The sequence below is a fragment of the Rhodoferax sp. GW821-FHT02C08 genome (assembly GCF_059421805.1).
The window spans coordinates 63,027-76,547 of sequence record NZ_JBWKVR010000010.1; the positions used below are offsets into that span (position 1 = coordinate 63,027).

Here is a 13,521-nt window from a genome sequence, read left to right on the forward strand (position 1 = left end):
CTTACAGTTTAACGGAGCAGCTGCATCGGCCCAGGTTTATATGAAAAAATGGCTCTAGCGCAGGATTTACCTACGCTGGCAGCTATCAAAATTGAAGCAATGAAAAATCAGGCCTGGGCCAGCTGCAGGGCCAGGCGGTTGTGCCGCTCCACCAGCGGCCCCAGGTCCACGGTGGTGAGCTGGCCCTGGCGCACCACGACGCGGCCATTAACCACGGTGTAGGCGGCCTGCGGGCTGGCGCACAGCAGCAGGCTGCCCAGCGGGTCGTGCACTGCACCGCCGGCAAAGCCCAGGGTGCGCAGGTCGAACAGGGCCAGGTCGGCGCACATGCCGGGCGCCAGATGGCCGATGTCTTGCCGACCCAGCACCTGGGCGCCGCCCCGCGTGGCCATGGCCAGCGCGTCGCGGGCCGTCATTTCGGCTGGCCCGCTATCACAACCGAAAGCTTCCAGCGACTTGCCCACGCGGGCCAGCAGCAAGGCCTGGCGCGCTTCGGCCACCATGTGGGCGCCGTCGTTGCTGGCGCTGCCATCCACGCCCAGGCCGACGGGCACGCCGGCGTCCAGCATCTTGCGGATGGGCGCAATGCCGCTGGCCAAACGCATATTGCTGCAGGGGCAATGGGCCACGCCGGTGCGGGTGGCGGCGTACAGGCTGATGCCCTCGGCATCGAGCTTCACGCAGTGGGCGTGCCACACGTCGTCGCCCAGCCAGCCCAGCTCTTGCGCGTACTGGGCGGGCGTGCAGTTGAATTTTTCGCGGCTGTAGGCGATGTCGTGGTCGTTCTCGGCCAGGTGGGTGTGCATGCGCACACCCAGGCTGCGCGCGAGACGGGCCGACTCACGCATCAGGTCGCGGCTGACGCTGAACGGCGAACACGGTGCCACCGCCACCTGCAGCATGGAGCCATGGCCGGCGTCATGGTACTGCTGCACCAGACGCTGTGTGTCCTTCAGGATCGCGTCTTCATTCTCGACCACGCTGTCGGGCGGCAGACCGCCCTTGGACGCGCCCACGCTCATGCTGCCCCGGGTGGCAGTGAAGCGCATGCCGATCTCGCGGGCCGCGTGGATGCTGTCGTCCAGGCGCACGCCATTCGGGTAGATGTAGAGGTGGTCGCTGCTGGTGGTGCAGCCGCTGAGCAGCAGCTCGGCCATGGCGATCTGGGTGGACACATGGACCATCTCGGGCGTCAGCCCGGCCCAGAGAGGGTACAGCCCGCGCAGCCAGCCAAACAGCTCGGCGTTCTGCACCTGGGGGATGGCCCGGGTCAGGCTCTGGTACATGTGGTGGTGGGTGTTGACCAGGCCGGGTAGCGCCAGGTGGCCGCTGGCGTCAATCACCTCGTCGGCGCCGTCCGCCAGGCCGGGCGGCATGTCGGCCATGGGCCCTAGCGATTCAATGTGACCGCCGCGGATGAACACATAGGCATTGCGCCATTCCTGGCCCTGGGCGTCCATGGTAGCCAAGCATTCGGCATTGCGTATCAAAAGCGTGGACATAGGCGTGTGCATAGGCCGAAGAGGATAAATGAGCGCGCAGAAAAAAACCCGCCAGAGGCGGGTTTTTTCCAAAGTCTACCCAAGAATTACTTGGCAACCGACTTCTTAGCTGGTTTCTTGCTGTGCTTCTTCTTTGCCATGGTCTTCTTTCGGAGTGAAAAAATAAAAACGTCTGTCATTCAATTCACATTTACCTGCAGACACCTCTAGAACGCAGCGCTGTACGGGCGGTTGACAAGTCTTAGAAAAAAACCTGCGCCTCCCTAACGCCCTCTATTGGGTGCGAATTCTAAGGCTACGGCCCGTGGCTTTTGTGACGAAGCCCGTGTAAATGCCGGCCATGTACCATCGCCCTCCTCTATGCACGCCCTTCTGACGCCCCGATCCGCACTGCCGCCCTACCAAAACCGTGACTTTTTGCGCTTTCTGGTCTGCGCTCCGTTCTTCTGGATGCTGCTGTTCCTGATGGCCGAGGCCGCGCTGGCGGCCAGCACCACCTGGCTAATCATCGAAGCCGGTCGCGACGTGGTGGACAAGGTGTTTCTGGTGTCCGACTTCGTGTGGATCGTAGGCGTGCAATCTGCGTCCTATGTGCTGGGCGCCAGCAGCTGGATTTTTGCCGAGCGCGCCGGCTTTGGCGCCTTTGGCCGCTACATGCTGCGCTTCGCCCGCGACAACCGGGGTCAGGCCAGCCTGCTGGGCGACAAGGACCAGCGTGAAGAGGTGGAGCCGTTTCTAACCAACGAAGCCTTCCACATCTTCTTCGAGCTGGTCTATGAACTGGAAGCCGACCTGAAGCTGCTGTTCGGCCTGCTGTTCAATGCTGCCGTGCTGGGTGTGGCGATAGACGGCGGGCTACCCCTGGTCTACGCGGCGGTGTTTGCCACCTTGCTGCTAATGCAATGGCTGCTGCGCAAACCGGTGGCCGCGGCCTATCTGGCGCACCAGCGCAGCACCAACCGCATGACGGCGCACACCTACAGCGCCTGGGACAACATCTTCAGCGGCAACCGCTACAACTTTCGCCTGTGGCACGCGGGCTTCAAGACCCGGCTGCGCGATGCGCTGGCGGCGCAGATCCGCGCCATCCTGGCGCGCGAAGGTCTGGCCACCATCAACGGCATCGTCTCGCTGGCCGCGCTGTTCGCCTATCTGGCCTGGGTGGCGGGAGACAACGCCGGCAATACCAGCCTACTGGTGGCCCTGGCGGCCACCCTGCCACGGCAGATTGCCCTGTCCAGCGATATGCACGACCTGGCCTCGGGTTGGAACGACTTGGCCGCCGTGTGGACGCGCATAGGCGGCGCCTGCAACGCCATGCGCCCAGCGCCCGACGCGGCCTTCACGCAGCGCATTGCGTATGAAGAGTTGAAACTGCAATGGGCAGCGGGCGGCCCCACCCTGCCCTGTACCGCGCTGGACGGGGTGCTGCAGGCCGTGCATGCCCAACCCGCCGGGCGACTGATGGTGCGCGGCGGCAATGGCTCGGGCAAGTCCACTCTGCTGGCGGCCCTGAAGGTAGCGCTGGGCCAGCAGGCTTTTTACTGGCCTACGCACGACAAGCTGGCATTTGCATTTGCCCAGGGAAATGAAGCAGACGATGCCGAAGAAGATGGCGATGGTGAGGATGCCCCCAGCAACAGCGGCTTTTCATCCGGCGAACGCCAGCTGCGCGCACTCCAGGAGATCACCGACAAGACCAGCAGCCCGGTCTATCTGCTGGACGAGTGGGACGCCAACCTGGATGCCCGCAACCGCGCAGCCGCCGAAAACCTGGTGCAGACCCTGGCCGCGCGCGCCGTGGTGGTAGAGATTTCGCACCGCGCCTGATACGGCTGGCGCTACAGTTTAAATAGCTGCCTGCACAGGAACTACCTGCGCTAGCGGCATATTTCTTATAAACATCAGACTTCTACCGCAACAGGCGCGTAGCCCAGCCACTGGCTGGCTTCGTCCGGCGTCAGCGGCTGGGCGAACAAAAAGCCCTGCAGCTCATGGCAGCCCGCGGCGCGCGCCACCACGGCCTGGGCCTCGGTTTCAATGCCTTCGGCCACCACATTCAAGTCCAGCGCCACGGCCAGTTGGCAAACGGCGCGCACCACGGCCGTGGCATCGGGTGCTGGCAGGGGTTCGATCAGGCCACGGTCTATCTTGACCGACTGCACGGGCAGGCTGCGCAGCATGTTCAGCGACGAGAAGCCGGTGCCGAAGTCATCCAGGCCCACGCCAACACCCAAGGCACGCAAGCGCAAGATCTGCTCGCGCACCTCGGCCTGGTTGGACACCGCTGCACTCTCGGTCAGCTCCAGCAGCAAGGCCTTGGCCGGCAGGTCGTAGCGCTGCAGCAGGCCTTCCACCAGCGCCGGAAAGCCACCACCCAGCATCTGCAGCGGCGAGACATTGATGGCCACCGGCACCACATCGTCAAAACGGGTACGCCAGTCCGCCACCTGTTCGCAGGCCTGCATCAGCAGCAATTGGCCCAGGTCGTCTATCAACCCAGTGCGCTCGGCCACGGCAATGAACTCCATGGGACTGACCCAGCCGCGCATGGGGCTGTCCCAGCGGGCCAGGGCCTCGAAGCTGGTCAGGCTGCCAGTGTGCGCGTCCACCTTGGGTTGGTAGAAGAGCTTGAACTCGCGCCGCTCGATGGCCGTCCGCAAGGCCTGCTCCTGCTCCAGCACGTCGCTGGAGCCCTGCTCGAAGCGCGCCTCCGCCAGCGCCACCGAGGTGCCCGGCGTGCGCTTGGCCACATGCATGGCGGTATTGGCGGCACGCAGCATGGATTCGGCGTCCTGCGCGTGCTCCGGGAAGAGTGCGATGCCCATGGACACGTCGATGAAGAAATCATGCTGCGACAGCAACAACGGGCGCTGCAGCAAAGCCTGCACCTGGCGCGCCAAAGCCTGTGGGCGATCCAGGTCGTCGTCGCAGGACACCACGAAGGCGAACTCGTCTGCACCCAGACGCATCAGGCCGCAGCCTTCGCCCATCTCGTGCAACAGCATGGCCACCAGGGCCTGCAGCACCTCATCACCCACCGTCAGGCCATGGGCCTCGTTGAACAGCTTGAAGCGGTCTATGCCCAGCAGCACCAAGCCGAATGGCCCCCCTTGCGGCTGGTTGCCACAGCGCTCACGCAGCGCCTGCAGCAAGGCGCGCCGGTTCGGCAGGCCGGTCAGGTCGTCATACATGGCTTGCAGCTGCAAGGCCTGCGTGACCTCGCGGCGCCGGGTCTGGTCCGTCACCAGAAACTGGATGGCCTTCACATCGTCCCAGCGCGTGCGCCAGGCCGAAAAGCGCAGCCACACGGCCGAGCCGTCCTGGCGGTACCGCAGGCCTTCCCATTGCACATGGTCGGCACGACCGGAATTCAACTGGCGCAGATGGCCGTGCACCTGTTCCACCTCGTCCGCCGGAATGCCTTGCAGCAGCGATGCGGGGGCCACCTTGGCCAGGTCGGTAAAACCGTAGATGGCCATCAAGGCCGGGTTGGCAAACAGTACATGCGGGCCGGCACACACCATGATGCCCTGGTGCGAACGCTCCACCAGGCGCTGGAAGCGGTTGTGCAGACGGCGCGACTCCAGGATGGAGCGCTCCAGCGCCACATACATCAGCACCAGGCCCAGGGCCAAGCGCAGCACCGAGACCAGATTTGTCTGCAGCACGGCCATGCCGTCCTGCGCCAGCAGCGCCTGGCCCACGCCGAGCACACCCAGCAGCAGCATCAACGGGCCGACGGCTCGTTCGGTGCTGCCACTGCGGTGCAGGCCGCGGCTGACCATCAGGCCGGCCCACACCAGAAATACCGGAACCAGCCACGCCAGGGCTAGCTGCTGCTGGAATCCCAGCACCGCCAGGTCCGCCAATAGAAATAAGGAAAGGAATCTCTGCCACTCACGGCGGCTGAGCTTCCAGTCAACAAAGCGGGTACTGCCGCGCAGCATCAGCAGGATGCTGGCCGTCTGGCTGATGACCACCAGCGCCAGGCCAGCACCGGCCCATGCAGGCTGGGCCCTTTGTCCAAAGATGTAACCCCAGGGCACGAGGAACTGGGCCAGCTGCGCGGCCCCCATGTCACGCGCGAACAGCTGGTTGCGACGGCCCAGCCATACCCATAGCAGAGCCAGGCCCATCGTCAGGTTCACAACTGCATTCACCAGAAGCGAATAAAGAACAACGTCACTGGTGTAGGGCAGCATGAATCGTATACAAAATAACCTTGGAAAATAGATTGCCCGCTATCGTAACCGGATGTGCTCTATAAACCGCATCGATTTGCAATAACCTGAAATAGCGGAATCCGCAAAGCCACTTCAGCTTCTTTGTTACATTTCACGCTGGGAAGTCGTCAAAATGTGGGACAGAAATCCCCTGCAGACCCGCCCGCTACCACCGCCCTGCGCCCACCCCGGCCGGGGTGTACATTGCCCCTAACGCCATGCCGCAAGACCGCTCGCCTGAGGACCACCCACTGCCGCAAGTTGTGCGCGACCTGCGCGCCTACCAGGCAGAACTGGAAAGCCAGAACAAGGTGCTGCGCTTCAGCCAGGCTGCGGCCGAAGCCGCGTCCGAGCGTTTTGAAACCCTTTTCTCCGGCGTGCCCCTGGCCCTGATGGTGGTGGACGACCACGACATGGTGGTGCAAAGCAATGCCATGGCGCAGCGCCTGTTCCAACCCACCGAGCGCGACCGGCCGCTGCACTTTTTGATGCCCTTCGTCAGCCCCGGCTGTACCGAGCAGGTACGCCAGGCCTTCCGCGAAGCGCGGGTGGATGGCCACTGTGAAGCCACCGAGGTGGTGTTCAACATCGGCCCCACGGGCACCATGTCGGGTGACCTGCACATTGCCCGCCTGGAAAGCGCCCAGGAATCCCTGGTGCATTACATCTGCGCGGTGGTGGACCAGGGCCCACTGCTGGCCGAGCGCCGCGCCCTGCAACTTAGCGCCACCGCCCTGCGCCAACGTAACGGACAGTTGCGCATGAGCGAAAGCCGGCTGGAGGCGGTGATCAACTCCGCGCTGGACGCCATCATCTGCATCGACAAAGACCAGCGCATCACCGTCTTCAACCCCACGGCGGCGGCCCTGTTCCAGTGCCCGTCCGAGCAGGCGCTAGGCAGCGCGCTGGCGCGCTTCTTCCCGGACGCCGAGCACGCCCTGGCCCTGAACCAGATCTCCACCCAAGCCTTTCTGGGCGAAATGCAGGCCCTGACGGCCAGCGGCCGCACCCTGTCGGTCGAGGTCAGCGTGTCGTTCGAGCGGCACCCCACCGGCGAAACCACCACCGTCTTCGCCCGCGACCTGACCAGCCGCAAGCGCGCCGAAGCCCAGCGCGGCGTACTCGAAGCCCAGCTGCGCGAATCACAAAAAATGCAGGCCGTGGGCACCATGGCCGGTGGTATTGCGCACGACTTCAACAACATCCTCAGTGCCATCCTCGGCAATGTGGAACTGGCCAAGGAAGACGCCGGCCCGAATTCGCCGGCCCAGGTCAGCCTGCACGAGATCGAAAAAGCCGGCCGCCGCGCGCGTGACCTGGTGCGCCAGATCCTTACCTTCAGCCGCAACGAGGCGCCCCGGCGCAGCCCCGTGTCCCTGGCCGAGGTGGTGGTGGAAACCGAACGCCTGCTGCGCGTGACCCTGCCGCCCGCGGTAGAGCTGCACATGCACATCAACCCCGACACGCCGGTGGTGCTGGCCGACCCGGTGCAGGTGCAGCAAGCCGTGCTGAACCTGTGTACCAATGCCATCCAGGCCTCAGTGGAGCCACGCGGCGTGGTCAGCATCGAGCTGTCCGGCGTGGTACCCGATGCGCGGCTGTGCACCCGCCTCGGCCTGGCGCCCGGCCCCCACGCCATGCTGGCCGTGCTGGACAGCGGCAAAGGCATGGACGACGTGACCTTGCGGCGTATTTTTGAACCTTTCTTCACCACCAAAGAGGTGGGCCAAGGCACGGGCCTGGGCCTGGCCGTGGTGCACGGGGTGATGCGCAGCCATGCGGGCGCTGTCGATGTGCAAAGCGCGCCCGGCCTGGGCAGCCGCTTCACCCTGTACTTCCCGGCCTCGGAAACAGTCTCCGCCCCGCCTCCGGCCGCCCCGGCCACACCCGCCGCGCCCAGCGCCGGCGTGCAGGGCAAGCACGTGATGTATGTGGACGACGACCACGCCCTGGTGTTCCTGGTGGAGCGCCTGCTGCGCCGGCGCGGCCTGCGCGTGAATGGCTTCTCCGACCCCAACAAGGCCGCGGCAGAGCTGCGCGCCAATGCCGCCGAATACGACCTGCTGGTCACCGACTTCAACATGCCCGGCTACTGCGGCGTGGACCTGGTGCGCGAAGCCCAGCGCATACGACCGGACCTGCCGGTGGCGCTGGCATCCGGCTACATCACCGCCGAAATCGAGCAAAGCGCCATCGCCGAGGGCGTAAAGGCACTGATCCACAAGCCGAACGACGTGGAAGAGCTGTGTGCTACCGTGCAGCGCCTGATTCTGGACAACGCCTCTTCATGACTGCCGACTTCACCCCCACCCCGCCCCAAAGCCAGGCCCGCAACCCGCTGCACGGCGTCACGCTGGAATCCATACTCACCCAGCTGGTGGCCGCCTACGGTTGGGACGAGCTGGGCCGGCAGATCAATATCCGCTGCTTCACCAGCGACCCCAGCGTCAACTCCAGCCTGAAGTTCCTGCGCAAGACGCCCTGGGCGCGCGAAAAGGTCGAAAGCCTGTTCCTCTTCATGCAGCGTGAACAACGCCGTGGACGGCTCTAACCTCCCTGGCCCCGGCCTGGACACGGTCTACGCCGACCCGCATCTCCTGGTATTCAACAAACCCAGCGGCCTGCTGTCCGTGCCCGGCCGCGGCGAGGACAAGCAGGACTGCCTGAGCACCCGCGCGCAGCAGCTGTACCCGGATGCGCTCATAGTTCACCGGCTGGACATGTCCACCTCCGGCCTGCTGCTGATGGCGCGCGGGCCGGAGATGCAACGCCTATTGAACGCCGCCTTCGCCGGCCGCAAGGTGGACAAACGCTATACCGCCGTGGTGGCTGGTCAGCTGCCCGCGCCGGCCAATGCCGACGGCTGGGGCCAGATCGACCTGGCTATCCGCGTGGACTGGCCGAACCGGCCGCTGCGCATGATTGACCCCGCAGAAGGCAAACCCAGCTGCACGCGCTGGCAGCCCCTATCCACCACAGAGCACAGCACACGGCTACTGCTGGAGCCCGTCACCGGCCGTTCGCACCAGCTGCGCGTGCACCTGGCGGCCATCGGCCACCCGATACTGGGCGACGCGCTATACGCCCCGCCCGCCGTACAAGCCCAGGCCCCGCGCCTGCTGTTGCATGCCTGCAGGTTGGCGCTGCAGCACCCAGCCACAGGCGAGGCACTGCTATTCGAGAGCACCGCGCCGTTCTAGCGGTCTCGCCCGTCGCAGTCGTACACCTGGCCTGGGCCAAGGCACGATCTACTACACTATTGATAGCTGGCAGCGCAGGTACTAGCTGCGCTGAAGCCGTATTTTTCATGCAAGTGGAGGCAGGCTCCCCTCCGGGAACGGATGGGTGTATAACCAAGCCCCTCCGGTCATGTACCCGGCTTTTGGCGCCGCGCGCATGCCAGCACACACCCGAATCCCCGCGCACAACAGCGCAGCAACAGCAAGGACAAATAAACATGGGCGCACAGTGGAAAGCAAAAGGCAAGGAACTGGCGGCAAATGCCCGCGGCCGCGCCTTCGGAAAACTGTCTAAAGACATCATGGTCGCCGCACGCAGCGGCGCCGACCCGGCAGCCAATGCCCGCCTGCGCCTGCTGGTGGAACAGGCCCGCAAGGTCTCCATGCCCAAGGACACGCTGGACCGCGCGATCAAGAAAGGCGCCGGCCTGACCGGTGAGGCCGTCAACTTCGAACACGTGATCTACGAAGGCTTCGCGCCGCACCGCGTGCCGCTGATGGTTGAATGCCTGACCGACAACGTGAACCGCACCGCGCCCGAAATGCGCGTGCTGTTCCGCAAAGGCCAACTGGGCACCTCCGGCTCCGTCGCCTGGGACTTCGACCACGTGGGCATGATCGAAGCCGAGCCCGCCAATAAGGACGCAGATGCCGAGCTGGCCGCCATCGAAGCCGGAGCGCAAGACTTCGAGCCCGGCGAGGACGAAGGCAACACCCTGTTTCTGACCGACCCGGCGGACCTGGACCTGGTGAGCCGCGCCCTACCCGCCCATGGCTTTACCGTGCTGTCTGCCAAGCTGGGCTACAAGGCCAAGAACCCGATCGACCCGGCCAGCCTGAGCGCAGAGCAGCTGGAAGAAGTCGAAGCCTTCCTGGCCGCCATCGACGCCAACGACGATGTGCAAAACATCTTTGCCGGCCTGGGCGGTTGATCCGATTCACAACAGGTTCACTACAGTATCCATAGCTGCTACCGCAGCAGCCACCTACGCTGGAGCCCTATTTTATGCCTGAGACATCTGCCCAACATCTCACCATACTGACGGGCGCCTCGCGCGGCATGGGCCTGGCCATGGCGCAGCAGCTGGCACAGGCCGGCCACCATCTGGTGTGCATTGCACGCAAGGCCAACCCGGCCCTCGCCTCACATGCCGCGGTGGCGCAGTGGCAGCACGACCTGAGTGACGCCACACCCGTGGCAGCGCGCCTGGGGCAATGGCTGCAGCAGCACGACGGCACGCAGTGGGCATCGGTCACGCTGGTCAACAACGCCGGCACGCTAGCCCAGCTCACACCCCTGCAAGACGCAGAGTCGGCAGACCTGGCGCAAGCACTACGAGTGGGATTGGAAGCTCCGATGCTGCTGACCGCCGCGTTCTTGGGCGCAACGCGCGGCTGGCCAGGCAGGCGCCGGGTGCTGAACATCTCATCCGGACTGGGCCAGCGCGCCATGGCCTCGTCGGCAGCCTACTGCGCGGCCAAGGCCGGGCTGGACCATTTCACGCGCTGCGTGGTGCTGGAAGAGGCCCGCCTGCCGAATGGCGCCAAGCTGTGCTCGCTGGCACCGGGCGTGGTCGACACCGACATGCAGGCACAGTTGCGCGGCGCCGATGCCCGCAGTTTTGCCGACCAGGCGTCTTTTGAACGCCTGTACAGCCAGGGCCAGCTGACCTCGCCGCAGGAGGCGGCTGCCCGCGTGCTGGCTTATCTGGAGCGGCCCGACTTTGGCAGCCAGCCGGTGGCGGATGTGCGGGTGTAATTTGCGGCGCAGAAGCAGCAGGCACGCACAAGGGACTTACCCCGCGCGGGCCACCTCGCCCACCGGCAATAAATTGGACGCCTTCAGCTCCCGCAAAGACAGGTTGGAGCGGATACTGAGTACGCCGGGCAGCTTTCGCAATACCTTGTCGACAAAACGACTGTAGTCATCCAGATCTTTGGCGACCACTTGCAGCAAGAAATCTGCCTCTCCTGTCGTGTTGTGGCAGGCAATGACATTGGGGCAGGCCTGGATCAGGTCTTCAAACGCTGCAGTCACGTCTTCACCATGCTGCGTGCACACCAGCTGCACAAACGCCATCACGCCCAAACCAATTTTGCGCCGGTTCACATTGGCCTGGTAACCGGCGATCACGCCCATTTCCTCCAGGCGCCTGACCCGCCGCCAACACGGCGTCTCGCTCAAAGTGAGCTGCTCGGCAAGCTTTGCATTAGACAACCTGCCGTCCATTTGCAAAAACTCCAAAATTTTGGCATCGACCCTGTCAATTTCGCTCATTCTGAAAAAATCCTCCAGATTCAATAGATCTACAGAAATAGTCTCCTCATTATTTGTTATTTTTGAAATAAAAAAGGCAGGCAATTTCTCGGCCAATCTCTACACTTTGGCAGGCACCGAGCGCGGGGCGAAATGCGCATTACGCTTTTGACCTGCATGGCTATATCCCTCTCGATCCAGGAGCATTCGATGAAAGCAGTCGTTTTTGAAACCTTTTCCGCGCCACCTCTGCTCAAGCGGGTGCCCGATCCAACACCAGAAGACCACGGCGTGGTGGTCAAAGTCATGGCCACGGGGGTTTGCCGGAGCGATTGGCATGGTTGGGTGGGGCATGACACCGACATTGTGCTGCCCCATATCCCGGGGCACGAACTGGCCGGAGTGGTCGAAACAGTCGGTAAAGACGTCACCCGGTGGAAGGCCGGCGACCGCGTCACCGTACCGTTTGTCGGTGGGTGCGGCGCCTGTCCAGAATGCCACTCTGGGAATCACCAGGTGTGCGACAAGCAGTTTCAACCGGGCTTTACCCATTGGGGCTCGTTTGCCGAATACGTGTCCATCCACAAGGCCGACATCAATTTGGTGAAGTTGCCGGAGTCACTTGACTTCGCTACGGCTGCCAGTCTAGGCTGCCGGTTTGCCACCTCGTTTCGGGCCGTGGTTGACCTGGGTAAAGCGTCGGCTGGACAATGGGTTGCCGTCCACGGCTGCGGCGGTGTGGGGTTGTCTGCCATCATGATTGCCCACGCTGTGGGCGCCAACGTGGTCGCCATCGACATATCAGACGAAAAGCTGGCCTTCGCCCGAGCTATGGGGGCAGTCGCCACAGTCAATGCAATAAAAACCACCAATGTGGTGGAAGCCGTCAGGGAGATCACGCATGGTGGTGCCCACGTATCCTTGGACGCGCTTGGACACCCAACGACATGCTTCAACTCGATCAGCAATTTGCGCAAGCGAGGCAAGCACGTACAGGTAGGACTGATGCTGGCGGAAAACAGCACGCCCGCCATTCCCATGGACAAAGTGATTGCACATGAGCTGGAAATCTTGGGCAGCCACGGCATGCAGGCGCACCGCTACGGCGCGATGCTGGAGATGGTTCAGTCTGGAAAACTCGCCCCTGAAAAGCTGGTTGGCAAAAAGATCAGCTTACAACAGTCCATCGACGCACTGATGAACATGGACAAGTTCGAAGGCGTCGGGGTCACCGTGGTGACTGAGTTTTGACCCGTTAACTGATCGCGCCGCAGCAGCCCTTTGCTGCTACACGCGGCAGCCTATGTTCTGCCGGCCAGCCAGGCAAATGATCAATAGATCTCGGGCACCACGATCTCGTTCGGCACGGGTTGGCGGATGTAGTCGTCATGCCGCTCGCGCTCGGGCAACTGGATCGCCGGGTGTGGTACTTCCTGGTAGGGCATTTGCTGCAGCAGGTGGTGGATGCAGTTGAGCCGGGCCTTCTTCTTGTCCACGGCCTGCACCACCCACCAGGGTGCCTCGGGGATATGGGTGCGGTCCAGCATCACTTCCTTGGCCTTGGTGTATTCCTCCCAGCGGCGGCGCGACTCCAAGTCCATGGGGCTGAGCTTCCACTGCTTCAGCGGGTCGTGGATACGGCCCAGGAAACGCAGATGCTGCTCCTGGTCGGAAATCGAGAACCAGTACTTCACCAGTTGGATGCCGCTACGCACCAGCATGCGCTCGAACTCGGGTACGGTGCGGAAGAACTCTTCGTACTGGTCGTCGGTACAAAAGCCCATGACCCGCTCCACCCCCGCGCGGTTGTACCAGCTGCGGTCGAACAGCACGATCTCGCCGGCCGCCGGCAGGTGCGATACATAGCGCTGGAAGTACCACTGCGTGCGTTCGCGATCGTTCGGTGCAGGCAGCGCCGCCACGCGGCAGACGCGCGGGTTCAGGCGCTGGGTGATGCGCTTGATGACACCGCCCTTGCCCGCCGCGTCGCGGCCTTCGAACAGGATCACCACCTTGTGGCCGGTGGCCACCACCCAGTCCTGCAGCTTGACCAGCTCGGCCTGCAGACGGAACAGCTCGCGGAAATACTGGCGGCGCGCTTCCTTCTGGCTGGGGCTGTCCTCTTCGACCGACATGCCGTCCAGACCGACCAGCTGGCGGTCTTCGATCTCCATCTCCAGCTCTTCGTCATAGCTGTCGAGCAGGTCGCGGTGCACGCGTTGCATCATTTCATCGGTATAGGCGTTCAAGGCGTTCTCCATGGATCTAGGCTAGGTATAGCCCAAGACCTTAGCTTT

The 13,521-nt window shown here is 63.6% G+C and carries 11 protein-coding genes; 7 read left to right on the top strand and 4 right to left on the bottom strand.

Features of this window, described 5'->3' with window-relative positions:
* Positions 1-107: 107 nt before the first annotated feature.
* Entirely contained in the window at positions 108-1,502 is a 1,395-nt protein-coding gene (locus AC07VY_RS14010; protein WP_495098159.1) for an 8-oxoguanine deaminase, read from the bottom strand.
* A gap of 360 nt (positions 1,503-1,862) precedes the next feature.
* Here AC07VY_RS14010 and AC07VY_RS14015 point away from each other — a divergent pair, with 360 nt between their 5' ends.
* A complete protein-coding gene (locus AC07VY_RS14015; protein ID WP_495074335.1) occupies positions 1,863-3,332 on the top strand; it encodes a hypothetical protein in 1,470 nt (489 codons plus the stop codon).
* A gap of 74 nt (positions 3,333-3,406) precedes the next feature.
* On the opposite strand, the gene AC07VY_RS14020 is transcribed toward AC07VY_RS14015, so the two are convergent.
* Complete coding sequence (locus tag AC07VY_RS14020) at positions 3,407-5,665, bottom strand: putative bifunctional diguanylate cyclase/phosphodiesterase (RefSeq protein ID WP_495111312.1); 2,259 nt, start codon at positions 5,663-5,665, stop codon at positions 3,407-3,409.
* Between the two features lie 281 nt (positions 5,666-5,946).
* On the opposite strand from AC07VY_RS14020, the gene AC07VY_RS14025 reads away from it, so the two are divergent.
* The 5 genes from AC07VY_RS14025 to AC07VY_RS14045 all read left to right on the top strand — a co-directional run bounded on the left by AC07VY_RS14025 (position 5,947) and on the right by AC07VY_RS14045 (position 10,726).
* Positions 5,947-8,019: a PAS domain-containing hybrid sensor histidine kinase/response regulator gene (locus AC07VY_RS14025; protein ID WP_495098157.1), complete on the top strand. Its 2,073-nt coding sequence runs from the start codon at positions 5,947-5,949 to the stop codon at positions 8,017-8,019.
* Positions 8,016-8,279 carry a VF530 family protein gene (locus AC07VY_RS14030; RefSeq protein WP_495098156.1) on the top strand — a complete coding sequence of 88 codons (264 nt, stop codon included), beginning with the start codon at positions 8,016-8,018 and terminating at the stop codon, positions 8,277-8,279. The genes AC07VY_RS14025 and AC07VY_RS14030 overlap by 4 nt, the downstream gene beginning before the upstream one ends.
* Positions 8,266-8,928, top strand: a complete 663-nt coding sequence (locus AC07VY_RS14035) for an RluA family pseudouridine synthase (RefSeq protein WP_495074339.1) — start codon at positions 8,266-8,268, stop codon at positions 8,926-8,928. The genes AC07VY_RS14030 and AC07VY_RS14035 overlap by 14 nt, the downstream gene beginning before the upstream one ends.
* 257 nt (positions 8,929-9,185) lie before the next feature.
* Complete coding sequence (locus tag AC07VY_RS14040) at positions 9,186-9,899, top strand: YebC/PmpR family DNA-binding transcriptional regulator (RefSeq protein WP_495074340.1); 714 nt, start codon at positions 9,186-9,188, stop codon at positions 9,897-9,899.
* Between the two features lie 74 nt (positions 9,900-9,973).
* Positions 9,974-10,726 (top strand): SDR family NAD(P)-dependent oxidoreductase, encoded by a 753-nt coding sequence (locus tag AC07VY_RS14045; RefSeq protein ID WP_495074341.1) that lies wholly within the window; start codon positions 9,974-9,976, stop codon positions 10,724-10,726.
* A 36-nt stretch (positions 10,727-10,762) separates the two neighbouring features.
* Here the strand turns inward: AC07VY_RS14045 and AC07VY_RS14050 are convergent, their stop codons facing one another.
* On the bottom strand, positions 10,763-11,245 hold the full coding sequence (locus tag AC07VY_RS14050) for an Lrp/AsnC family transcriptional regulator (RefSeq protein ID WP_495074712.1): 483 nt from the start codon (positions 11,243-11,245) through the stop codon (positions 10,763-10,765).
* 189 nt (positions 11,246-11,434) lie between these two features.
* On the opposite strand from AC07VY_RS14050, the gene AC07VY_RS14055 reads away from it, so the two are divergent.
* Positions 11,435-12,475: a zinc-dependent alcohol dehydrogenase family protein gene (locus AC07VY_RS14055; protein WP_495074342.1), complete on the top strand. Its 1,041-nt coding sequence runs from the start codon at positions 11,435-11,437 to the stop codon at positions 12,473-12,475.
* 80 nt (positions 12,476-12,555) lie between these two features.
* On the opposite strand, the gene ppk2 is transcribed toward AC07VY_RS14055, so the two are convergent.
* Positions 12,556-13,485, bottom strand: coding sequence for a polyphosphate kinase 2 (ppk2, locus tag AC07VY_RS14060; RefSeq protein WP_495074343.1), 930 nt, complete (start codon positions 13,483-13,485; stop codon positions 12,556-12,558).
* Positions 13,486-13,521 lie beyond the last annotated feature (36 nt).